At 72.6% G+C, this 21,045-nt stretch carries 22 protein-coding genes; 18 read left to right on the top strand and 4 right to left on the bottom strand.

Annotation, left to right across the window (positions count from 1 at the left end; translation table 11 throughout):
- The 6 genes from NCC78_RS11405 to NCC78_RS11380 form a co-directional block, all read left to right on the top strand.
- Nucleotides 1-1,538, top strand: a 1,538-nt coding sequence (locus NCC78_RS11405; RefSeq protein WP_250794172.1) for a glycoside hydrolase family 10-like protein, incomplete at its 5' end; no start/stop codon positions are given.
- A gap of 832 nt (nucleotides 1,539-2,370) precedes the next feature.
- Nucleotides 2,371-2,544, top strand: coding sequence for a hypothetical protein (locus tag NCC78_RS11400; protein WP_250794170.1), 174 nt, complete (start codon nucleotides 2,371-2,373; stop codon nucleotides 2,542-2,544).
- Nucleotides 2,541-3,554 (top strand): glycosyltransferase family 4 protein, encoded by a 1,014-nt coding sequence (locus NCC78_RS11395; RefSeq protein ID WP_250794168.1) that lies wholly within the window; start codon nucleotides 2,541-2,543, stop codon nucleotides 3,552-3,554. Before NCC78_RS11400 ends, NCC78_RS11395 begins: the two co-directional genes overlap by 4 nt.
- A 175-nt stretch (nucleotides 3,555-3,729) precedes the next feature.
- Nucleotides 3,730-4,866, top strand: a complete 1,137-nt coding sequence (locus tag NCC78_RS11390) for a glycosyltransferase (RefSeq protein WP_250794166.1) — start codon at nucleotides 3,730-3,732, stop codon at nucleotides 4,864-4,866.
- Complete coding sequence (locus NCC78_RS11385; protein WP_250794164.1) at nucleotides 4,863-5,915, top strand: glycosyltransferase; 1,053 nt, start codon at nucleotides 4,863-4,865, stop codon at nucleotides 5,913-5,915. The genes NCC78_RS11390 and NCC78_RS11385 overlap by 4 nt, the downstream gene beginning before the upstream one ends.
- Nucleotides 5,916-5,917: 2 nt before the next feature.
- On the top strand, nucleotides 5,918-7,402 hold the full coding sequence (locus NCC78_RS11380) for a glycoside hydrolase family 130 protein (RefSeq protein WP_308220895.1): 1,485 nt from the start codon (nucleotides 5,918-5,920) through the stop codon (nucleotides 7,400-7,402).
- A gap of 194 nt (nucleotides 7,403-7,596) precedes the next feature.
- Here NCC78_RS11380 and NCC78_RS11375 read toward each other — a convergent pair whose 3' ends face one another.
- The 3 genes from NCC78_RS11375 to NCC78_RS11365 all read right to left on the bottom strand — a co-directional run bounded on the left by NCC78_RS11375 (nucleotide 7,597) and on the right by NCC78_RS11365 (nucleotide 9,467).
- On the bottom strand, nucleotides 7,597-8,079 hold the full coding sequence (locus NCC78_RS11375) for an SRPBCC family protein (RefSeq protein WP_250794160.1): 483 nt from the start codon (nucleotides 8,077-8,079) through the stop codon (nucleotides 7,597-7,599).
- Nucleotides 8,076-8,438, bottom strand: coding sequence for an ArsR/SmtB family transcription factor (locus tag NCC78_RS11370; RefSeq protein ID WP_250794158.1), 363 nt, complete (start codon nucleotides 8,436-8,438; stop codon nucleotides 8,076-8,078). The genes NCC78_RS11375 and NCC78_RS11370 overlap by 4 nt, the downstream gene beginning before the upstream one ends.
- A gap of 63 nt (nucleotides 8,439-8,501) precedes the next feature.
- Nucleotides 8,502-9,467 (bottom strand): SDR family NAD(P)-dependent oxidoreductase, encoded by a 966-nt coding sequence (locus NCC78_RS11365; RefSeq protein WP_250794149.1) that lies wholly within the window; start codon nucleotides 9,465-9,467, stop codon nucleotides 8,502-8,504.
- A gap of 86 nt (nucleotides 9,468-9,553) precedes the next feature.
- On the opposite strand from NCC78_RS11365, the gene NCC78_RS11360 reads away from it, so the two are divergent.
- Nucleotides 9,554-10,477 carry an AraC family transcriptional regulator gene (locus NCC78_RS11360; RefSeq protein ID WP_250794147.1) on the top strand — a complete coding sequence of 308 codons (924 nt, stop codon included), beginning with the start codon at nucleotides 9,554-9,556 and terminating at the stop codon, nucleotides 10,475-10,477.
- A gap of 40 nt (nucleotides 10,478-10,517) precedes the next feature.
- On the opposite strand, the gene NCC78_RS11355 is transcribed toward NCC78_RS11360, so the two are convergent.
- Entirely contained in the window at nucleotides 10,518-11,114 is a 597-nt protein-coding gene (locus NCC78_RS11355) for a TetR-type transcription factor C-terminal domain-containing protein (protein ID WP_250794146.1), read from the bottom strand.
- A gap of 185 nt (nucleotides 11,115-11,299) precedes the next feature.
- Here NCC78_RS11355 and NCC78_RS11350 point away from each other — a divergent pair, with 185 nt between their 5' ends.
- From NCC78_RS11350 to NCC78_RS11300, 11 genes are all read left to right on the top strand, one after another.
- The gene (locus tag NCC78_RS11350) at nucleotides 11,300-12,082 is read left to right on the top strand and encodes an SDR family oxidoreductase (RefSeq protein ID WP_250794145.1); all 783 of its coding nucleotides are present in this window, start codon (nucleotides 11,300-11,302) and stop codon (nucleotides 12,080-12,082) included.
- Nucleotides 12,082-12,864 (top strand): SDR family oxidoreductase, encoded by a 783-nt coding sequence (locus NCC78_RS11345; RefSeq protein ID WP_250794144.1) that lies wholly within the window; start codon nucleotides 12,082-12,084, stop codon nucleotides 12,862-12,864. The genes NCC78_RS11350 and NCC78_RS11345 overlap by 1 nt, the downstream gene beginning before the upstream one ends.
- A complete protein-coding gene (locus NCC78_RS11340) occupies nucleotides 12,861-13,844 on the top strand; it encodes an NADPH:quinone oxidoreductase family protein (RefSeq protein ID WP_250794143.1) in 984 nt (327 codons plus the stop codon). Before NCC78_RS11345 ends, NCC78_RS11340 begins: the two co-directional genes overlap by 4 nt.
- Nucleotides 13,841-14,515 carry an HAD family hydrolase gene (locus tag NCC78_RS11335; RefSeq protein WP_250794142.1) on the top strand — a complete coding sequence of 225 codons (675 nt, stop codon included), beginning with the start codon at nucleotides 13,841-13,843 and terminating at the stop codon, nucleotides 14,513-14,515. Before NCC78_RS11340 ends, NCC78_RS11335 begins: the two co-directional genes overlap by 4 nt.
- A gap of 37 nt (nucleotides 14,516-14,552) precedes the next feature.
- Nucleotides 14,553-15,308, top strand: coding sequence for a 3-oxoacyl-ACP reductase FabG (fabG, locus tag NCC78_RS11330; RefSeq protein ID WP_250794141.1), 756 nt, complete (start codon nucleotides 14,553-14,555; stop codon nucleotides 15,306-15,308).
- A gap of 17 nt (nucleotides 15,309-15,325) precedes the next feature.
- A complete protein-coding gene (locus tag NCC78_RS11325; protein ID WP_250794140.1) occupies nucleotides 15,326-15,778 on the top strand; it encodes a MaoC family dehydratase in 453 nt (150 codons plus the stop codon).
- Nucleotides 15,775-16,803 (top strand): phosphotransferase family protein, encoded by a 1,029-nt coding sequence (locus NCC78_RS11320; RefSeq protein WP_250794138.1) that lies wholly within the window; start codon nucleotides 15,775-15,777, stop codon nucleotides 16,801-16,803. Before NCC78_RS11325 ends, NCC78_RS11320 begins: the two co-directional genes overlap by 4 nt.
- Nucleotides 16,803-18,038, top strand: a complete 1,236-nt coding sequence (locus tag NCC78_RS11315; protein WP_250794136.1) for an acyl-CoA dehydrogenase family protein — start codon at nucleotides 16,803-16,805, stop codon at nucleotides 18,036-18,038. The genes NCC78_RS11320 and NCC78_RS11315 overlap by 1 nt, the downstream gene beginning before the upstream one ends.
- A 69-nt stretch (nucleotides 18,039-18,107) precedes the next feature.
- On the top strand, nucleotides 18,108-18,860 hold the full coding sequence (locus tag NCC78_RS11310; protein WP_250794134.1) for a carbohydrate-binding protein: 753 nt from the start codon (nucleotides 18,108-18,110) through the stop codon (nucleotides 18,858-18,860).
- Nucleotides 18,861-19,039: 179 nt separating this feature from the next.
- On the top strand, nucleotides 19,040-20,098 hold the full coding sequence (locus NCC78_RS11305; RefSeq protein WP_250794132.1) for a right-handed parallel beta-helix repeat-containing protein: 1,059 nt from the start codon (nucleotides 19,040-19,042) through the stop codon (nucleotides 20,096-20,098).
- 242 nt (nucleotides 20,099-20,340) lie between these two features.
- Nucleotides 20,341-20,802 carry a phage holin family protein gene (locus NCC78_RS11300; RefSeq protein ID WP_284706288.1) on the top strand — a complete coding sequence of 154 codons (462 nt, stop codon included), beginning with the start codon at nucleotides 20,341-20,343 and terminating at the stop codon, nucleotides 20,800-20,802.
- Nucleotides 20,803-21,045: the final 243 nt, after the last annotated feature.

Raw genomic sequence — 21,045 nt, 5'->3', positions numbered from 1 at the left:
TAGGCGGCGACGGCGGTGCATCGGAGGCGGGCGACGGGGCCGCGGCGACCGACGCGGGCCCGGCGGGCGGTACGCCCAACTGCGCCGGCCGGCCGGCGCGAGCGCTCCGCGAGCTGCGCGGCATGTGGATCACGACGGTGAACAACATCGACTGGCCGAGCCGGCGCGGGCTGCCGGCCGAGACGGTGCGGGCGGAGTTCCGGGGCTGGCTGGACCTGGCCGTGCGGCACAACCACAACGCGGTCTTCGTGCACGTGCGGCCGAGCGGGGACGCGCTCTGGCCGTCGGAGTACGCGCCGTGGTCGGAGTGGCTGACCGGGCGCCGCGACGGCCGCGACCCGGGCTGGGACCCGATGGAGTTCATGGTCGCCGAGGCCCACGCCCGCAACCTGGAGTTCCACGCCTGGTTCAACCCGTACCGCGGGGGGCAGCCGGCCACGGTGGGCGGGCCCGGCCCCAGGCTGGACCAGCTCGCGCCGACACATCCGCTGCGGCGCCACCCCGACTGGGTGGTGACCTATCCCAGCGCCGACCGGCCCGGCAGCCGTCTCTACTTCAACCCCGGCATCCCGGAGGCGCGCAAGTTCGTCGAGGACTCGATGCTGGAGGCGGTGCAGCGCTACGACGTCGACGGGGTGCACTTCGACGACTTCTTCTACCCGTACCCGGAGGCCGGGCAGGACTTTCCGGACGGCGCGGCGTTCGCCCGGTACGGCCAGCGGTTCGCCGACCGGCACGCCTGGCGCCGGGACAACGTGAACACGCTGGTCCGCGAGATGAGCGAGCGGATCAAGGCGACCAAGCCGTGGGTGAAGTTCGGCATCAGTCCCTTTGGCATCTGGCGCAACAATCGCACCGATCCGGCCGGCTCCGCGACAGCGGGCCTGCAGAGCTACGACGACATCTACGCCGACACCCGGCTCTGGGTACGCAAGCAGTGGCTCGACTACGTCGTGCCGCAGCTCTACTGGCACATCGGGTTCGAAAAGGCCGACTACGCCAAGCTGCTGCCCTGGTGGGTGGCCACGGTGAAGGGCACCCGGGTGCAGCTCTACATCGGCCAGGCCGACTACCGGGTGGGCGAGCGCGGCGCCTGGCGCGACCCGGCCGAGCTGGACCGCCAGCTCGCCCTCAACCGGCGGCACGGGGTGAGCGGGAGCGTGCACTTCAGCGCCCGGCAGGTCCGCGCCGACAAGCTCGGGGCGGTCAGCCGGTACAGCGGGGCGCACTACGCCGGCCCGGCGCTGGTGCCCGCGATGGCGCAGCTACCGGCGACGCCGCCGGGCGCACCGGCGGTCACCGGGGCCCGGCGCGAGGGCGCCGGTGGGGTGGTGCTGACCTGGCGCGGGGACGGCGCCGCGAGCTTCGCCGTGTACCGCGTGGACGGCGACACCGCCCGGCTCGTCGGCACCGCCCGGGGCACCGGGTGGGTCGACCGCGGCGCCCCGGCCGGCCGTCCGCCCCCCTGCGTTTCCGGGCTGGACCGCAGCGGCAACGAGGGTCGACTCAGCGCGCCGATGTCCGTCGACGCACAGTGACGGCAATGTGGCGACGAGGGACGACGGGCGGGCTGCCGGTGACACTTTGGCCGGCCCCCGCCGCTTGGTGGGTCCGTCAGGGTGTGAGGACAACCTTCTCGCAGTTGTCCTGCTTGCACCCGCGCCGCGCGCGGTCGCGGCAACCAACCCGGTCGGCTGACCGCCCGCCCCGGTGGCCGTGCACCGCACGACCGGACACCCCCGGTCCGTCCCACGCACCCCTTGACAGGCTTGACGTACGCCCTGCCCACCCTGTCCCCGGCGCCGGGTGCTCGCCCTCGGGGGCCTGCTCGCCGCCTGCGCCGGGCCGGGTGGCGACGACGCCGGCGTACCGGTGCGGGGGAGGGGCCGGCCAGGGACGCGACGGTGAGCGGGGGATCCGACCGATGGAGGTGCGGCGGTGGGTGACGCGGTGACCCCGATCGGCGGGGTGCGTCCGCCGGCAGCGGACCGTCAGTCACCCCATCTCGTGCGAGACTGACAGCTTACGCCTTGTTCGGTGGTACCGCTGTCCAAGCACTTTCCGTACAGCTCGGCCACCGCTGCCGTGCAGATCCACCCCGTGAGGGCGTACGGTAGGCATGACGCCGGGTCCCCGGTGGCCGCCAGGTGCCGTCGCCACCACCCCCGCAGGGGGCGTTGAAGATCGTCGTCCATCGCCGCAGCGTGCTCGTCGTGTCGGCCGACCGCCGACCATGACCCGGCCGCCGGAGCCGCCGGTCACGGCACGTTCGGGTTCGCCCCGACGGCCGGTGGTGGAATCCGACCCGCGCGTTCCACACCGCCGTTCCTGAGCACGACCGCTCCGGACGGCTCTACCAGGGAGCACCCGATGAGGATCGCCAGGCACAGGATCGTCAATGTTCTCCGCGAACGCGGCCAGCAGGCCAGGGCCGACTGGGTCGAGCGCGAACTACCGGAGCGCGTGGACCCGGCCAAGCATTCCGGGCTGCTCGCCACCCTGCGGCTCGATCCGGCTGACCTCGCCGACGCGCCATCCCCGTGAGGGTCGCTCTGCTCGGACCGGTCGCCTGGCGCACACCCCCGCACCACTACGGCCCCTGCGAGCAGGTGACCGGCCTGCTCGCCGAAGGGCTGGCCAGCCGCGGCGTGGACGTGACACTCTTCGCGACGCTGGACTCCGTCACCTCCGCCACCCTCGACGGCGTGTGCCCCCGGGGGTACGCCGACGATCCGGACATGGACGGCCGGGTGTGGGAGGCCATGCACGTCTCCCACGCGATGGCCCGCTCAGAGCAGTTCGACCTGGTGCACAACCACCTCGACTGGCTGCCGCTGGCCTTCGCCGAACACTGCCGCGCTCCACTGCTCACCACCGTGCACGGCTTCTCCGGCGCCGGGATCCGCCCCGCATACGCCCGGGCACGCTCGTCCTACGTGTCGATCTCCGACGCCGACCGCAGCGCCGAGCTCGATTACGTCGCCACGGTGCACCACGGCGTCGACCTCACCGGGCTGCCGTTCACCAGCGACGCCGGACCGGGGCTGGCCGCCTTCGGCCGGATCCATCCCGACAAGGGCATCCACACCGCCATCGAGATCGCCCGCCTCGCCGGCCGGCCCCTGACCATCTGCGGCATCGTGCAGGACGAGCGGTACTTCGCCGAACAGGTGGCCCCGCACATCGACGGCGATCAGGTCGTCTTCCTCGGATCGGTCGGCCCCCGGCGACGCGCGGAGGTCCTGGGCGCCAGCACCGCCCTGCTGCACCCGATCGCCTTCGACGAGCCGTTCGGACTGTCGGTGGTGGAGTCGATGGCCTGCGGCACGCCGGTCGTCGCGTACGCGCGGGGCTCCATGCCGGAGGTCGTCGACGAAGGGGTGACGGGATACCTCGTACACACCGTCGAGCAGGCCGTCGACGCCGTCACCCGGGCCGCCGGGCTCGATCGGGCTGGCTGCCGGGAGCGGGCCCGGCAGCGCTTCGGCGCGGACCGGATGGTCACCGACTATCTGTCCGTCTACGACGACCTCACCCGCCGACCGCGACGCTGAACCAGCCGAGCGACGGTCGATTCCCGACCACGCATGCCCGGGCGGATCCTCGCCCCGCGGCGACCGCCCTCGAATCCGTTCCGCCGGCCACACACGCTGGCCGTCGTGCGCCGTCACCGCGTGAGGCTCGCCGCCCTACTCCTGCGGCCGCCGACAACCGGAAGGCCCCACACCCATGCCCAGCTACGGATTCCTCAGCACCCACCCGCCGACCCGGTGCGGACTGGCCACCTTCAACTCCGCCCTTGCCGCCCAGTTGACCGCCGACGGCACGCGTGGCGGCATCGTGCGGGTCACCGACCACGGCGACGACCAGCAGGCCGGCCCGGGCGTGGTGCACACCTGGTCGCCGCGCACCCCGGCCGGCTGGCGGGACGCCGCGGCCGTCCTGAACACCTTCGACGTGGCCATCGTCCAGCACGAGTACGGCATCTACCCCGGCGCCGACGGCGAGGACGTCCTGCCGTTGCTGCGCCGGCTCACCGCGCCGAGCATCGTGGTCCTGCACACTGTGCTCCGCCAGCCCTCCGCCCGGCAGAAGTCCCTGCTGGAGCAGATCGTCGCCGCCGCCGGGGCGGTCGTCACGATGACCGACACGGCCCGCGACCGGCTGCTCGTCGGCTACAGCGTGCCCCCGGAGAAGGTCACGGTCATTCCGCACGGCGCCGCCGAGCACGTCGGCGTACCCGCCGACCGCCGTACCCGCCCGCACCTGCTGACCTGGGGGCTGCTCGGCCCCGGCAAGGGCGTGGAGTGGTCGTTGCGGGCCCTCGCGCGGTTGCAGGATCTCGAACCGACACCCACCTACACCGTCGCGGGCCGGACCCATCCGAAGGTGATCGAGCACCAGGGCGAGGCGTACCGGTCCGGACTGCACCGGCTCGGCGCGCAGCTGGGCGTCGCCCACGGCGTGGACTACCAGGACGTCTACCACGACCAGGCCACGCTCGGCCGGTTGATCCGCTCCGCCGACGTGGTCGTCCTGCCCTACGACTCCCGTGAACAGGTCACCTCCGGCGTGCTCATCGAGGCGGTGGCCGCCGGGGTACCCGTCGTGGCCACGGCGTTCCCGCACGCCGTCGAGCTGCTCACCGGCGGTCCCGGTCTGGTCGTACCCCATCAGAATCCGGCGGCCCTGGCCGCGGCGATCCGGCGGATCCTGACCGAACCGGGCCTGGCCCACCGGTTGGCCGGCCGCATCCGGCCGCTCGCCGCGGACCTGCGGTGGCCGGCGGTGGCGGCGCGCTACGGCACCCTCGCCGAGCGGCTCGTCGGCGCCCGACCGCTCACGGTCAGCGCGGCGTCGGCGTGACCGCGACCGCCGGCCGCCCCACCACGGCGGACAACGGTTGCCGGCCGGCCGCGCCCGAACTGAGCTTCGCGCACCTGGCCCGGTTGAGCGACGACACCGGCCTATTCGAGCACGCCCGGCATGCCATCGTCCGCCGCGAGCACGGCTACTGCACCGACGACGTCGCGCGCGGCCTGGTCGTCATCAGCCGCCAGCCGGAGCCGACCGATGAGGTGCTGCGGCTTGCCGAGCGCTACCTCGCCTTCCTGACCCACGCCCAGGACGCCCGCGGCGCCTTCCACAACCGGCTCAGCCATGACCGGCGGTGGACCGACGAGCCCGGGCTCGGCGACTGGTGGGGCCGGGCGCTGTGGGGGCTAGGAACCGCCGCTGCCCGCAGTCCCGCCAGCTGGATCCGCGAGGAGGCGCTGGTGGCCTTCAGCAGGGCCGCCACGCGGCGCTCCCCGGCCCCGCACGCGATGGCCTTCGCCGGGCTCGGCGCCGTCGAGGTGCTGCGCCGCCACCCCGCCCACGTCGCCGCGGCCGCGCTGCTGGCGGACGCGGCCACCACGATCGGCGCCCCCGGACCAGATCCCCGGTGGCCCTGGCCGCAGCAGCAGCTGACCTACGCCAGCGCGGCTCTCGCCGAGGTGGTCATCGCCGCCAGCCAGCTACGCCACGGCGGCCCAGCCCTCGACGACGGTCTGCGGATGCTGGCCTGGCTGCGCGACGTCCAAATCCTCGACGGGCGGCTGTCGGTCGTACCGGCCGGCGGGTGGCGGCGCGGCGCGGCACGGCTCCGCCACGACCAGCAGCCGATCGAGGTCGCCGCCTACGCCGACGCCTGCGCCACCGCGGCCACGGTGACCGGCGACCCGGGCTGGGAGACCGGGGTACGGCAGGCGGTCGGGTGGTTCCTCGGCGACAACGACCTCGGCACGCGGATGTGGGATCCGGCGACCGGCGGCGGCTACGACGGGTTGACCCCGCACGGTCCCAACCTCAACCAGGGCGCCGAATCCACCCTCGCCCTCATCTCCACCCTGCAGCACGCCCGGTCGTGGTGGTGACCGTGACCCTGGCCGTCCGGCAGAACCTCACCCTCACCCCGGACCCTCGCCGGGTCATCGTCAAACTCTTCGTCCCCGGTGAGGACGCCGCCGTGGTCCGCACCCGCGCGCAGGCGCTCATCGACCGCGTCGCGCACCTCGACGAGGAGGAGACCGGCAGGCTGCTGAGGGACACCTTCGGCCGCTTCGGAGGCCGGCACCGTGACCTGGACGGCACGTTCCACCACCACTACGACCTCGTCCGGCACCGCATCGCCCGGGCCCGCGACCTGTCCTTCACCGCCCAGCTCCTGCTCGGCGCCTACTTCAGCCACGAGTATGCGGTCGAGGCCGCGGCGCTGTGCAACCCGTCGATGGTGGCACACCCCGACCAGACCGGTCTGGGCACCGGGCAGCTGCGCGTCGCGGTCAGTTTGCGCCAGATCGGCGAGGGTCACCTGTCGTCCATCGGGTTCGCCACCGCGGTCCTCGGTCCCGGGCACCAGCTCACCGTCGCCGACCGGTCCGGCCCCCTGGTCGTCGGGCAGCGGGTCGGCGTACGGCACCGCCGGGACCTGCTCGCCGCCGGCCTGGCCGAGGAGAACTGCGACAACGAGGTCACCGCGACCGTGCTGGACGCCCTGCCCGACCGGTACGACGAGGCCACCTTCGAACGGGTGCTCGCCAACCTGCCACCGGACCTGCTCTCCCGCAGCACCGGGCTGGGCACCCTCGAACACCTGCGCCGCACCAACACCGGCAGCTACGCCACGACCTTCCCCGCCGACACGGCTCTGCACCAACGGGTGCTCTGGCCCGCCACACCGGCGGAGAGCAACGGCATGGAGGACGCCCGGTTCGTCAGGTTCACCGACGACTCCGGACCGGTGTACCGGGCCACCTACACCGCCTACGACGGACGGCGCATCGCCAGCCGCGCGCTGGCCAGCAGCGACCTGCGCCGCTTCGAGATCACCCCGATGCGCGGACCGGGCGTCCGCAACAAGGGCGTCGCGCTGTTTCCCCGTACCGTCGGCGGTCGTCACCTCGCACTGTGCCGCGCCGACGGCGAGACCATCGGCCTGACCTGCCTGGACGGCGAGAACCGGTGGCAGGAGCCGGTGCCGCTGCACGCCCCCCGCGACAGCTGGGAACTGATCCAGGTCGGCAACTGCGGATCCCCCATCGAGACCGACGACGGCTGGCTCGTGCTCACCCACGGGGTCGGCCCGATGCGCCGGTACGCCATCGGCGCTCTGCTGCTCGACCTGCATCGACCGGAGCGGGTCGTCGCGCACCTCCCCGGCGTGCTCCTGGCACCCGACGACGCAGGCCGGGACGGATACGTACCCAACGTCGTCTACTCCTGCGGCGGGCTCATCCACACCGGCGAGCTGTGGCTGCCGTACGGAGCCAGCGACGCCCGGGTCGGGTTCGCCACCGTGCCGGTGGCCGCCCTCATCGCCGCGATGGTGCAATCCCCTCCGCCCGGCGGCCGGGACGGATGAGCGCCGGCGGGCCTACGTGTTCGTCAGGAAAGCTCAGCGCCCAGCCGCCGTGGCGGTCCCGGGCGGCCGGTCACCGACCGCCGGGGCCTGCCGGTCAGGACTCGGACATCCGGCGTCGGTGGAAGACCGCGGGGCTGCACCGGCACCGCCGACGGCAGCGGTGCCGGTGCCCGGTTCCACCAGCCTCTGGTGCGTCAGAGGGACTTGGCGACCTCGACCAGTTGTTTGAGCGCCGCGCCCCAGCCCTCGACGAAGCCCATCTCCTCGTGCGTCTTCCTGGTCGAGGCGTCGGCGTGCAGGGCGGTGGCGGTGTACCTGGTGCCGCTGCCGTCGGGCTCGATGCTGATGATGGCGGTGAACGGGAAGCCGCCCTCGCTGGTCTGCGGTCGGAAGCCGGGGCCCAGGCCCGAGGTGAAGACGAGCGTCGAGCCCTCCTCGACCAGCAGGATGCAGCCGGTGCTCGGGTACTCCTCGCCCTCGGGGGAGCGCATGGTGGTGTTGAACCTGCCGCCGGGGCGCAGGTCGATTTCGCAGGACGTGGTGGACCACGGCCTCGGGGCGAACCACTGCACCAGCAGTTCGGGCGTGGTCCAGGCCCTCCAGACCAGCTCGGGCGTGACGTCGACGGTGCGCTCCAGGACGAGGTCGAGTTCGGGATTCGGCGGGTAGGCGGTCATGTCTGCTGCTCCTTGAGGTCGTGGAGGAACGTGTCGAGCTGATCGAGTCGCCGGGTCCACAGCGCGCGCTGCGCGGTGAGCCAGGTGCCGGCGTCCTCCAGTGGCTGGGGTGTGAGCCGGTAGGTCCGCACCCGTCCCTTCTTCTCCGAGGTCACCAGGCCGGAGCGCTCCAGGATGCTCAGGTGCTGGGTGAACGACGGCAGTGCCATGTCAAACGGCCGAGCCAGGTCGCTGGTTGTCGCGGGTCCCCGGCTCAGGCGCTCGACGACCCGGCGGCGGGTGGGGTCTGACAGGGCGTGGAAGACGTCGTTCAGATCCGCGCCGGGCCCGCCGTCCGCTCCGCCCGTTCGCTTAGGCATGTGCCTAAGTATTGGTGCGTCACACACTCAGGTCAAGCCCTCGGCGAAGACCCGCCTCGGCTGTCAGCGGGAGGCGAGGACCCCCTCGGCGTACGCCCAGAGCCGGTCGGCGGCGGCCGGGTCCATCGCGTGCTCGGCCACCCCGGCCGTGGCCTCCGGGCCGCCCGGCACCACCTCCGCCTCCTGGTTGTCCTCGAAGTACCGGCCGGTGACGCCCTCGAGCAGCGGCGAGGCGGCCAGCAGCACGGAGGTCGCCGCGCCCTGCGCGGGGCTCTTGTAGTGCGGCGGCTCGACGCGGTTGCCCGCCTCGTCCATCGCCCCGAAGGCGCGCATCGTGTCGTCGTCGAGGTGGCGTTGCAGGTTGGTGTGGATGACCCCCGGGCTGAGCGCGTTGGCGGTGATCCCGTCGGCGGCCCAGCGCCGGGCGATGCCGACGGCGAGCAGGGCGTCGGCCGCCTTGGACTGGCTGTAGGCGGTCCACGGGTCGTACGGGCGCCGGTCGAACTGCGGGTCGTCGAAGTCGACGCCGGCGCGCAGTTGGGCGCCGGAGCTGACCACCACCACCCGGGCCGAGCCGGCGGCCCGGAGGCTGTCGCGCAGGCCCCGGGCGAGCGCGAAGTGGCCCAGGTAGTTGGTGGCGAGCTGGAGCTCCCAGCCCTCGCCGGTGAGCTGCCGGTCGGAAACCGCCATGATCCCGGCGTTGGCCACCAGGGCGTGCAACGGGCCCGCCCAGCCGGCGACGAAGGCGTCGACCGAGGTGAGGTCGGCCAGGTCGAGCGCCGCGGCCCGGACGCTGCCCGGGCCCGGTCCGGCGAACTCCTCGACCAGGCCGGCGGCCCGGGCCGGGTCCCGGGTGGCCACGGTGACCTCCGCGCCGGCGCCGGCGAGCGCGCGCACGGTTTCCACGCCGATGCCCGAGGCGCCGCCGGTGACGATCATCCGGCGTCCGGTGAGGTCGACGCCGTCGACGATCTCGGCGGCGGTGGCCCGGGCGGTGAACGGGGTGCTCAGGCGAGCGGTGCTTGTCATGGTGGCAACGCTACGAGCGCCCATGCTGGACTGCCTATACTCTAGGATCCGTCACTCTTTAGCGTACGTCCAAGAGGAGGGTTCGGATGGACCCGTTGGAGGACGTGCTGTCGCTGCTCGAAGCGACCGGTCACCTGTCGTCGGGTTTGTCCGCGGGTGGGCGGTGGGCGGTCCGGTTCCCGCCGCCGGACGGGGTCAAGTTCAACGCCGTCAGCCAGGGCCACTGCTGGCTGCGGGTGGACGGCGTGCCCGATCCCATCCACCTCCGCGACGGCGACTGCTACCTGCTGACCCGGCCGCTGGCGTTCACCCTCGCCAGTGACCTGGACCTGCCCACCGAGCCGGCGCAGCCACTCTTCACGGCGGCCGCTCAGGGGGTCGCTCGCGCCGGTGACGGCGACGAGGTGTTCCTCATCGGTGGCGCGTTCTCCTTCACCGCGCGAGCCCGCGCGCTGCTGCTCGACAACCTGCCCCCGGTCCTGCACGTCCCGGCCGCGACGCCCGAGGCGGCCACCGTGCGCTGGGCGGTCGCCGAGATCGACGCCGAGCTGCGGCGTCAGCCGATGGCGGCCACCCTGGTCGCCGAGCTCCTCGCCGTGGTCATGCTGATCCGGGTCCTGCGCCTGCACCTCGCCCGCGACCCGGGCCGGACGTCGGGCTGGCTGGCCGGGCTGGCCGACCCGACGGTCGCCGCCGCACTGCGCGGAATGCACGCCCGTCCGGCGCACCCGTGGACGGTGGCCGAGCTGGCCCGGGCGGCGGCCGTCTCCCGGTCCACGCTGGCGGCCCGGTTCAAGGAAGTGGTCGGTAAGGGCCCGCTGGAGTACCTCACCGAATGGCGCATCGAGCTCGCTGCCGACCGGATCCGTCGTGGCGACACCGTCGCCACCGTCGCCCGAGCGGTCGGGTACGGCTCGGAGAGCGCCTTCAGCGTCGCCTTCAAGCGCACCACCGGGCTCTCTCCGCGCGCCTACCGCAGCCAGGTCACCCAGCGGGCTGAGCGGCGGTAGCGCCCGCCGGCGACGAGCGGCTGCCTGCGCCCCGGGTCGGTCAGGCGGCGCCGACGATGCGGAGCGCCATCTCGGCGTACCGGGTGGCGATGTGCTCGGGGCTCCAGCCGCCGTCGTCGCGGTACCACCGGCCGAGGTCGACGCCGAGGGACAGCAGGGCCGCGGCCGCCATCCGTGGGTCGGGGGTGTCGAAGACCCCGGCGGCGACGCCTGCCTCGACGAGCTGGCGGATCGCCTGCTCGATGCGGTGACGGAGGTCGTGGATCTCGGCGAGATGCTCGGGGCTGAGTGCGGGCAGCTCGTAGTTCACGACGCGGGTGCTGGTGTGCTGCCGGGCGTGGAAGGCGACGAAGTCGTGCACCGCCCGCCGTAGCGCCGTGGCCGGTTCGTCGGACGACGCGATCGCGTCCTGCACCAGCCGCAGCACCTGGTCGTGTCCTGACCGGGAGATCAGGTAGAGGAGTTCCTCCTTGGATTTGTGGTGCACGTACAGCGCGGCCGGGCTCAGCCCGGCCGCCGCGGCGATGTCGCGGGTCGTCGTGCCGTGAAAGCCTCGCTCGGCGAACGCGCTGACGGCCGCCTTGAGCAGCCGGGCGCGGGTGACGTCGGCGCGGGAGTGCTCGGCTGTGTCGGTCAACGCGTCCGTCCTTCCTTCCGGGCCTCGCCGCCGGGTGGTGGCACCACGGTGGGCGGCGCACGAGGCGGACACAGCCGGCGAGGTACGACCTGTTGACGACGGCCGCGGTGTGTCGCACACTTCATCGAACTGTACTACTAAGCAAGCGCTTAGTAAGTTGGAGGGGGAACCGTGGAGCGTGTGTCGTGACCTCAGCGAGTGACGCGCCGGCATCGACGTCGACGAGGTTCACCGGACGGACGGCGATCGTCACCGGTGCCAGCCGGGGCATCGGTCTCGCCGTCGCCGAGCGGCTGGTCGCCGAGGGTGCCAAGGTCGTCATCACCGCCCGCAAGCGCGAGGCGCTGGACCAGGCGGTCGCCCGGCTGGGCCCGGAACACGCGCTCGGCGTCGCCGGCCACGCCGACGATGCCGACCACCAGGCCGAGGTCGTCGCGCGCGCGGTCGACGCCTTCGGCAGCGCCGACTTCCTGGTCAACAACACCGGCATCAACCCCGCGTACGGCCCGATGGTCGAGATGGACCTGGCCGCCGCGCGCAAGGTCTTCGAGGTCAACTGCCTGGCCGCCCTGTCGTGGGTGCAGCAGGTGCATCGGCACTGGATGGGCGAGCACGGCGGTGCCATCGTCAACATCTCCTCGGTGGCCGGCGTCCGGCCCGCCCCCGGCATCGGCTTCTACGGAGCCAGCAAGGCGATGCTCACCCACATCACCCAGCAGCTCGCCGTGGAGCTCGGTCCGAACATCCGGGTGAACGGCGTCGCCCCGGCCGTCGTGAAGACCAGGTTCGCCACCGCCCTCTACGAGGGTCGGGAGGAACAGGTGGCCGCGGCGTACCCGCTCAAGCGGCTCGGCGTTCCCGAGGACATCGGCAGCGTCGTGGCGTTCCTGCTCTCCGCGGACGCCGCCTGGGTCACCGGTCAGCTGCTGGTCGTCGACGGCGGCGTCACCCTGACCGGAGGTGTCTGATGCCGGTACGGGACAAGGGCGTCGTCGTCACCGGCGCCGGCCACGGCATCGGCCGTGCGCTGGCCACCCGACTGGCCGCTGGGGGAGCGCGGGTCGTGGTCAACGACCTCGACACCGAGGCGGCCATCCGGGTGGCCGAGGAGATCGGTGGTTTCGCCGCTCCCGGTGACGCCGCCGGCGAGCAGGGTGTCGCCGCGCTGGTCGAGGCGGCGCGAGGTCACCTGGGCGGCATCGACATCTGGTTCGGCAACGCCGGCATCGACCGGGGCCACGGGCTCTGGGCCGCCGAGGAGGACTGGGTCGCCACCCACGAGGTGAACGTCATGGCGCACGTGCGGGCCGCGCGACTGCTGATACCCGGATGGGTCGAGCGTGGCTCCGGCCGGTTCGTCGTGACCGCGTCCGCGGCCGGGCTGCTCACGCTGATCGGGAGTGCGGCGTACTCGGTCAGCAAGCACGCCTGCGTCGCGTTCGCCGAGTGGCTGTCGGTGACCTACCGGCACCGGGGAGTCGTCGTGCAGGCGATCTGCCCGCAGGGCGTGCAGACCCGGATGCTCGACAACGCCGGGCCGCTGCAGGAGTTGCTCAGCCACGACGCGGCGATCACACCGGAGCACGTCGCCGAGGCGACGTGGCAGGCCCTCCACGACGACCGGTTCCTGATCCTGCCGCATCCCCGGGTGGCCGACTACTACACCCACCGCGCGGGCGAGACCGACCGGTGGCTGAACGCCATGAACAAGCTCCAGCGACGACTCGAGGACCAGGGGGCACGTGGATGAAGGCGTGGCGGGTGGCCGAGCTGGGTGAGCCCCACGACGTACTGCGGCTCGTCGAGGTGACCGACCCCCAGCCGGGTCCCGGGCAGCTCGTGGTGACGGTGCTGGCCTGCCCGGCCAACTTCCCCGACGTCCTGATGTGCCGCGGTGAGTACCAGGTCAAGCCGGAGCTCCCGTTCACCCCGGGCGTCGAGCTGTGTGGCGAGGTCGTGGCGCTCGGCGAGGGCGTCGACGGCTTCGCCGTCGGCGACCGGGTGCTCGGCGGCGCGGTGCTGCCGTTCGGCGGGTTCGGTGAGCTGGCGCTGCTCGACGCGGCGACCACCTTCCCCGCGCCCGTGGAGCTCGACGACGCCGAGGCGGCCTCGCTCTACATCGGGTACCAGACCGGCTGGTTCGGCCTGCACCGCCGCGCCGGGCTGCGCGCGGGCGAGACGCTGCTGGTGCACGCCGCGGCCGGCGGCGTCGGCAGCGCCGCCGTCCAGCTGGGCAAGGCGGCCGGCGCCCGGGTCATCGGCGTCGTGGGCGGTCCGGAGAAGGCAGCGGCGGCCCGCGCACTGGGCGCCGACGTGGTCGTCGACCGCCGCGACGAGGACTTCGTCGCGGTGGTCAAGGCCGAAACCGGCGGCCGGGGCGCCGACGTCGTCTACGACCCGGTCGGCGGCGAGACCTACCAGCGTTCGACCAGGTGCGTCGCCTTCGAGGGGCGGATCCTCGTGGTGGGCTTCGCCGGCGGTCAGATCCAGTCCGCCGCGCTCAACCACGCCCTGGTGAAGAACTACTCGATCATCGGCCTGCACTGGGGCCTGTACCACCGCTACGACCCGGGAGCAGTCGCCGAATGCCATCGTGCCCTCACCGCGTTGGCGGCCCAGGGCGCCGTACGACCCCTGGTCAGCCAACGCCTCGCGCTCGACGAGGTGGCCGACGGGGTGCAGGAGCTTGCCGACGGCGTCACCGTCGGCCGGGTGGTGTACGTCTCGTGAGCACCGCGGATCAGGTGGAAGCCGTGGTCTTCGACTACGGCGGCGTGCTCACGGGACCGGTCCGGGACTCGATCGCCGCGTGGCTGCACGCCGACGGCATCGACCCGGCGTCGTTCTCGCGCACGCTCAAGGCCTGGCTGTCCCGCGACGCCCCGGACGGCACCCCCGTCCACCGCCTCGAGACCGGGGCGCTGAGCGTCCAGGAGTTCGACGCGCTGCTCGCCGCCGAGATCACCACGCTCGACGGGCGTGCGGTCGATCCGGTCGGCGTCCTGGTCCGGCTGTTCGCCGGGATGCGCCCCGACCCGGCGATGTTCGCCCTCGCCCGGCAGTTGCGCGACGCCGGCGTGCGCGTCGGGCTGCTGTCCAACAGTTGGGGCAACACCTACCCGCGTGAGCGGATCGACGGGCTCTTCGATCCCGTCGTCATCTCCGGTGAGGTCGGTCTGCGCAAGCCGCTCGCCGCGATCTACACGCTCACCCTGGACCGGCTCGGCCTGCCGGCCGAGCGGGTGCTGTTCGTCGACGACGCCGAGCCGAACGTGCTCGGCGCCCGGGCGGTCGGCATGCGCGCGCTGCTGCACACCGACGCCGACACCACCCGGGCCGCGCTCGCCGAGTTGATTCCCCGCCTGTCCCCACCGTCCACCACGGCCACAGCCCAGTGCTGACCTGCCACCTCCCGCACCCATCGAGGAGCTGACCGCCATGACCATCATCCGCACCGCCGTCGTCACCGGAGCGGCGCGCGGCATCGGCGCCGCAGTCGCGAAGCGGCTTGCCCGCGACGGCTTCGCCGTCGCTGTCGTCGACCTGGACGAAGCGGCCGGCAAGCCGGTCGTCGCAGAGATCGAGGCCGGCGGTGGCCGTGCCCTGGCCGTCGGCGCCGACGTCGCCGACGAGCAGGCGGTGCAGGCCGCCGTGGACCGGATCGCCACGGAGTTGGGCGAGCCCACCGTGCTGGTCAACAACGCCGGCATCACCCGGGACAACCTGCTGTTCAAGATGACCGCCGAGGACTGGGACGCGGTGATGAACGTGCACCTGCGTGGCTCGTTCCTCGTCACCCGCGCCGTGCAGGGCTACATGACCAAGGCCGGTTGGGGGCGGATCGTCAACCTGTCCAGCACCTCGGCGCTGGGCAACCGCGGTCAGGCCAACTACGCGGCCGCCAAGGCCGGTCTGCAGGGCTTCACCAAGACCCTCGCCCTGGAACTCGGGAAGTTCGGCGTCACGGCGAACGCGATCGCCCCCGGATTCATCGAGACCGAGATGACCGCCGCCACCGCGGCGCGGGTCGGTGTGCCGTTCGAGGATTTCACGAAGGCCGCCGCGGCGCAGATCCCGGTCGCTCGCACCGGCAAGCCGGAGGACATCGCGCATGCCGTGTCGTTCTTCGTCGGCGAGGACGCCGGTTTCGTGTCCGGCCAGGTGCTGTACGTCGCCGGTGGGCCGAAGGCCTGAGCGGGGGAGGAGAGATGATGAGGGTCTTCCACAGCATCGAGGAGCTGGAGCAGGCGGTCGGCACCCACCTCGGCTACTCCGACTGGCACACCGTCACCCAGCAGCAGATCAACGCCTTCGCCGAGGCGACGGGTGACCGACAGTGGATCCACGTCGACCCGGCGAAGGCAGCGCACTCTCCGTTCGGGGGCACCATCGCGCACGGCTACCTGACGCTGTCGCTGGTGCCGATGCTGGTCTGGCAGGTGTACAAGGTCGAGGGGCTGAGCATGGGCGTGAACTACGGTGCCAACAAGCTCCGCTTCCCCTCCCCGGTCCCCGTCGACTCGCAGGTGCGTGCCGGGGTGGAGCTGCTGTCGTTGGTGCCCGGCGGCGGTGGCTACCAGCTGACGGCGAAGGTGACCGTCGAGCGGGCCGGCGCCGAGAAGCCGGCGTGTGTGGTCGAGACCGTCAGCATCCTGGTGCCGTGACCGCCTTCGCACAGCCGGACCCACCGGGGCTCGACCTGGCCCGGCTCTCCGACTGGTTCGCCGCCTCGGTCCCGGGAGCGGCCGGGGACCTGACCGCCCGGCTCGTCGCGGGCGGCAAGTCCAACCTCACCTACGAGGTCGGTGACGGGCGGATGACCTGGATCGTCCGGCGGCCGCCACTGGGGCATGTGCTGGCGACCGCGCACGACATGGCCCGCGAGTACCGGGTCATGTCGGCCCTCCAGGCCACCGACGTCCCGGTGCCGAGGACCTACGCGCTCTGCTCCGACGTCCAGGTGCTGGGCGCACCGTTCTACGTAATGGAGCGGGTCGGCGGCACGGCGTACCGGCACGCGGCCGAACTTGAGCGGCTCGGCCCGGAACGCACCCGGGTGATCTCGACCGGGCTGGTGGACACCCTGGTCGCCCTGCACGAGGTCGACCCGACCGCCGTGGGGCTGGCCGACTTCGGCCGGCCCGACGGCTTCCTGGCTCGGCAGGTGAGCCGCTGGAAGAAGCAGCTCGACGCGTCGTACTGCCGGGACCTGCCGGCCGCCGACGCGCTGCACGCCCGCCTGGCGTCCGGCGTGCCGACGGAGTCGGCGCCGGGCATCGTGCACGGCGACTACCGTCTCGACAACGTCCTGACCGACGACCGCGACCACCTCGCGGCCGTCATCGACTGGGAGATGGCCACCCTCGGCGACCCGCTGACCGACCTGGCGCTGCTGGTGCTCTACCAGCGTCTCGGCCGGCTCGTCGGAGTGGCGGTGGCCGACGCCTCGTCCGCGCCCGGCTTCCTGACCGAGGAGGAGATCCTCGAGCGGTACGCCGCGAGCAGCACCCGCCCCCTCCCGCCACTCGGCTTCCACCTCGGGCTGGCGGCCTTCAAGCTGGCCGCGATCCTCGAGGGCATCCACTACCGCCACCTGCGTGGCCAGACCGTCGGCTCCGGCTTCGAGCGCCTCGGCGAGGTCACCGAGCTGCTGCTCGACGCCGGCCTGACCTACCTGAAGGAGCACTGATGGACTTCGCCCTGGACCCGAGGACCGAGGGACTGCGGGACAACCTCCTGGACTTCATGGACAGTCACATCCACCCCGCCGAGCAGGTCTTCCACGAGCAGCTCGGGCAGCTCGGCGACCGCTGGGCCTGGGACTCGGTGCCCGTGCTCGCGGAGCTGCGCGCCGCGGCGAGGAAGCGAGGGCTGTGGAACCTCTTCCTGCCCGGTGAGCACGGCGCCGGCCTGACCAACCTGCAGTACGCCCCGCTGGCGGAGATCAGCGGACGGAGCCACCTGGCGCCCGCCGCCCTGAACTGCTCTGCCCCGGACACCGGCAACATGGAGGTGCTGGCGATGTTCGGCACCGAGCAGCAGCGAAAGCAGTGGTTGGAGCCGCTGCTGGAAGGTCACATCCGGTCGTCGTTTGCCATGACCGAGCCGGACGTGGCCTCCTCCGATGCCACGAACATCTGCACCCGGATCGAGCGCGACGGCGACCAGTACGTGATCAACGGTCGCAAGTGGTGGATCACCGGCGCGATGAACCCGAACGCGCGGATCCTCATCGTCATGGGCAAGACCGACCCGGATGCCGAGCGGCATCGCCAGCAGTCCATGGTGCTGGTCCCGCGGGACAGCCCGGGCCTGGAGATCCAGCGGGGCATGGAGGTGCTGGGGTACGACGACCACGACCACGGTGGGCACGCCGAGCTGGAGTTCCACGACGTACGCGTGCCGGTCGAGAACCTGATCGGCGGCGAAGGCGACGGCTTCGCGATCGCGCAGGCCCGTCTCGGTCCCGGCCGCATCCACCACTGCATGCGCTCCATCGGCGTCGCCGAGCAGGCCGTCGAGCTGATGTGCGCCCGCGCCGAGCAGCGGATCGCGTTCGGCAGGCCGCTGGCCGAGCAGGGGGTGATCCGCGACTGGATCGCCGAGTCCCGGGTGCGGATCGAGCAGCTGCGCCTGCTGGTGCTCAAGGCGGCCTGGTTGATGGACACCGTCGGCAACAAGGGCGCGCACACCGAGATCCAGGCGATCAAGATCGCCACCCCCGCGACCGTCCAGTGGATCCTGGACAAGGCGATCCAGGTGCACGGTGCCGCCGGCCTCTCCCAGGACTTCCCGCTGGCGGCCGCCTACGCCCGCATCCGCACCCTGCGCTTCGCCGATGGACCCGACGAGGTGCACAAGAACGCCCTTGCGCGCCACGAACTGCGTCGCCAAGCTGCCGGGAGGCAGCACGGCCACCGTTGACCGAATACTGTCCATCAGGAACGGCGCCGACGGTTCGCCGACTTGTCGGACGCGAGGGGAGCGTGAGGGGTGGGCCCAGATCCTGGACGCGGCCTTGACGGCATCTGGCGGATCGGGCCGATCCGCCTGTTGGTGGTGGTGGCGATCGGCTACCTGGCCGTCGTGCTGGTGCTGGCGGCGGTCACGTCGGACCTCGACCTCGCGCCGTCGACCGCCACGGGTGGTTCCGCCGCGACCCTCGCCGCGACGGACGTCTCCGCATCGTCGGTGCCGCAGGATCGCGACGCCTCCAGCGCCCCTCCGGCCACGCCGGTCGGCGCGGCCGAGGACGTACGCATCGGATCGCTGGGAACCCGCCCTGCGGCGCCGCCCTCGGCACCACCTCCGGCACCGCCGCCCGCCACCCGGCGGCCCACCACCCCGGCCGCACCGCCGGTCGTGACGTCCTACGAGGCCGAGTCGTCGGGGAACGGGCTGAACAACATCAAGATCTACGCCTGCCCCGGCTGCTCGGGTGGGAAAAAGGTGGGCAACATCGGCCGCGACATGGGCACGCTCCAGTTCAACGGCGTGACCGCCCGGACGGGCGGCTCGGCCACCGTGACGATCACCTACGTCAACGGCGAGGGGCCACGAGTCGGGCAGGTCAGCGTGAACGGCGCGGCTGCGATCAGGCTGACCTTCCCGGGTACGGGCGGGTGGAGCAGCGTCGGCACGATGGTCGTGACAGTGTCTCTCCGGCCCGGGCCCAACACGCTGAAGATGTTCAACCCGGACTCCGCGGCACCCGACTTCGACAAGATCACAGTCAGCGTCCGGTAGTCCCGGCGCCAGCCCGGAGGCACCGTTCGCCTGACCGGCCCCGGCCGGCTGCCCTGCGCCCTGCGGCGGCCATAAGGGACCATGATGAACCGATGGTTAAGTGGCTGCATGCCATACTTCACACCCCTTGGGCATCCTTCGCCCGTTTAGCGGGGCTACCCGGCGGTAGCTAATGGCGCATGAAGAACCTGATGAATGCGCCGCGGATAGCCGCCGGCGCGCTGACCCTGTTGTTGACCGTCGTCGCCGTGATCGGCGCCCCCGCCCCGGGCAGTGCGGCGGCCCAGTCGGCGGGGCGGTACGAGGTGGACAGCACCTCCGACGCCCCCGATCGGGTGCCCGGGGACGGCCGGTGCCGCACCGCCGACGGCACCTGCACGCTCCGCGCCGCGGTGATGGAGGCCAACGCGCAGTCGGGCTCGACGATCGTGGTTCCCGCCGGCCGGTACACCCTGCGCCTCCCGCCGGTGGGCGGCCGGGCCTTCACCGACTACACCCTCGCCGACACCGCGCACGGCAACCTGAAGATCTTCAAGCCCACCACCATCGTCGGTGCCGGCCGGGACCGAACGGTGATCGACGGCGGCCGGCTCGACCGCGTCTTCACCGTCATGCGACCGGCCACCATCTCGGACCTGACCATCACCGGCGGCGTGTCGGCCCCCGTCGCCTCGGTCTACAACTACTACGGCGGCGGCGCCGCGCTGAACGCCTCCGAACTCACGATGGAGCGGGTCCGGCTCACCGGCAACAGCGCCCGCTTCGGCGGCGCGGTCCAGAGCATCCCGTTCACCTCGTTCACCCTCCGCGACAGCCTGGTGGACGACAACGAGGCGGGGGAGGCCGGCGGGCTGCGGTTCGACTCGGTCGGCCTGGTCGAGCGGTCGACGATCACCCGCAACAGGGTCACCAACCCGCACGACCCGACCCGCCCCGGGGAACTGGCCGGGCTCGGCGGCGGTATTGACGTCCGTGGCCTGCGCACGGTCACCGTCGTCGACTCCACGGTGACCGAGAACTACGCCGAGGACGGCGGGGGCGGCATCAACATCACCCTGGCCTACCTGCCGGGGAGCACCGAGGACCGGTCCGGACCCGGCGCGGTGGAGCTGAAGGGTTCCGTGATCAGCGGAAACACCAGCCGGAGCGGCCCCGGCAACTGTCGGGCCGTCCGGGCGCGCATCGTCGACCTCGGCGGCAACACCGACTCCGACGGCACCTGCACGACCACCCGGTAGCCCACCGGCGCCGGAGCGGAGCCGGCGAAGGGCCCGCCCGCCGTCGTTGGAGAACGACCCGGAGCGGGCCCTTCTGCCGGACCCGGTCGAACCCGGCAGCGTCCGACGCCCTGGGGGCACCGATGGACTCCCAGCAGGCGCCCTGTCAGCCTCGTCGTTGGTCCTGCCCGGGAACTCCAGCCGACAGGTATGGCGGTGAGGTTTGTGGGTAAGCCGCTGCCCGCAGCGGACGAGGGGGAACCATGGGTGACGCGGCGGGACGGTCCGGAGGATCCGGAGGGGCGGTCGGTCCGACCTTGGCTGCCGAGGTGGCCGAGGTGGTGCGTGAGGAGGTCCGCGAGGTCCGCACCCAGCTGATCAGGTCGGCTCGTCCCACGGGAGTCGGCCTGGCGCTGCTCGCCACCGCCGGAGGGTGTCTCGTCCTGGGGGCCGGGGCCGCTTCGGCGACCGTGCTGCGCATGTTGGAGACCTTTCTGCCCCGCCGGCTGGCTACCGCGGGACTCACCGGGGGCTACCTCGTCGCCGCCGTGGTGCTGGGACGGGCAGGGTTGAGCCAACTGCGGGCGGCCGGAGGCGGCCCGGCCTGGCTGGCGGACGAGATGCAGGGCGCCGTATCCAGCACCGCGAGTCAGGTGGTGCCGGCCGGCGCCGCCGCGGTGCGGGACGAACTCGACCGGTGGGGTTCCGGCCGACAGGGCCAGTGATGTCACCACGTTGGGGGCAGGCGGCGCCGACCGTGGCGTCGCCATCGGCCGTTGCGGCCGAGCCCGCGCCATAGGGCGAACCGGGCTTACGGCGGTGCCGAGGCCGCCGCGAACCGCCAGTCCCCGGTACGCGGCGCCATCCGTCCACCAGGACGAGGGTGGTGCCGAGCAGCTCGTTGGGTAGCTGCGCGTCGATCGGCGGGGCCGGCACGTACACCCACACCATGCCCGGTCGCTCGACGG

Source organism: Micromonospora phytophila (assembly GCF_023656545.1).
In the GTDB taxonomy this organism is placed as follows: domain Bacteria; phylum Actinomycetota; class Actinomycetes; order Mycobacteriales; family Micromonosporaceae; genus Micromonospora; species Micromonospora phytophila.
This window is presented reverse-complemented; position numbering and strand designations above follow the sequence as displayed.

Bases quoted from the DNA above. Each gene is read 5' to 3' on its own strand.
- NCC78_RS11400 (WP_250794170.1), top strand. From the start codon at position 2,371: ATGAGGATCGCCAGGCACAGGATCGTCAATGTTCTCCGCGAACGCGGC.
- NCC78_RS11390 (WP_250794166.1), top strand. From the start codon at position 3,730: ATGCCCAGCTACGGATTCCTCAGCACCCACCCGCCGACCCGGTGCGGA.
- NCC78_RS11375 (WP_250794160.1), bottom strand. From the start codon at position 8,079: ATGACCGCCTACCCGCCGAATCCCGAACTCGACCTCGTCCTGGAGCGC.
- NCC78_RS11370 (WP_250794158.1), bottom strand. From the start codon at position 8,438: ATGCCTAAGCGAACGGGCGGAGCGGACGGCGGGCCCGGCGCGGATCTG.
- NCC78_RS11365 (WP_250794149.1), bottom strand. From the start codon at position 9,467: ATGACAAGCACCGCTCGCCTGAGCACCCCGTTCACCGCCCGGGCCACC.
- NCC78_RS11360 (WP_250794147.1), top strand. From the start codon at position 9,554: ATGGACCCGTTGGAGGACGTGCTGTCGCTGCTCGAAGCGACCGGTCAC.
- NCC78_RS11345 (WP_250794144.1), top strand. From the start codon at position 12,082: ATGCCGGTACGGGACAAGGGCGTCGTCGTCACCGGCGCCGGCCACGGC.
- NCC78_RS11340 (WP_250794143.1), top strand. From the start codon at position 12,861: ATGAAGGCGTGGCGGGTGGCCGAGCTGGGTGAGCCCCACGACGTACTG.
- fabG (WP_250794141.1), top strand. From the start codon at position 14,553: ATGACCATCATCCGCACCGCCGTCGTCACCGGAGCGGCGCGCGGCATC.
- NCC78_RS11325 (WP_250794140.1), top strand. From the start codon at position 15,326: ATGAGGGTCTTCCACAGCATCGAGGAGCTGGAGCAGGCGGTCGGCACC.
- NCC78_RS11315 (WP_250794136.1), top strand. From the start codon at position 16,803: ATGGACTTCGCCCTGGACCCGAGGACCGAGGGACTGCGGGACAACCTC.
- NCC78_RS11305 (WP_250794132.1), top strand. From the start codon at position 19,040: ATGAAGAACCTGATGAATGCGCCGCGGATAGCCGCCGGCGCGCTGACC.
- NCC78_RS11300 (WP_284706288.1), top strand. From the start codon at position 20,341: ATGGGTGACGCGGCGGGACGGTCCGGAGGATCCGGAGGGGCGGTCGGT.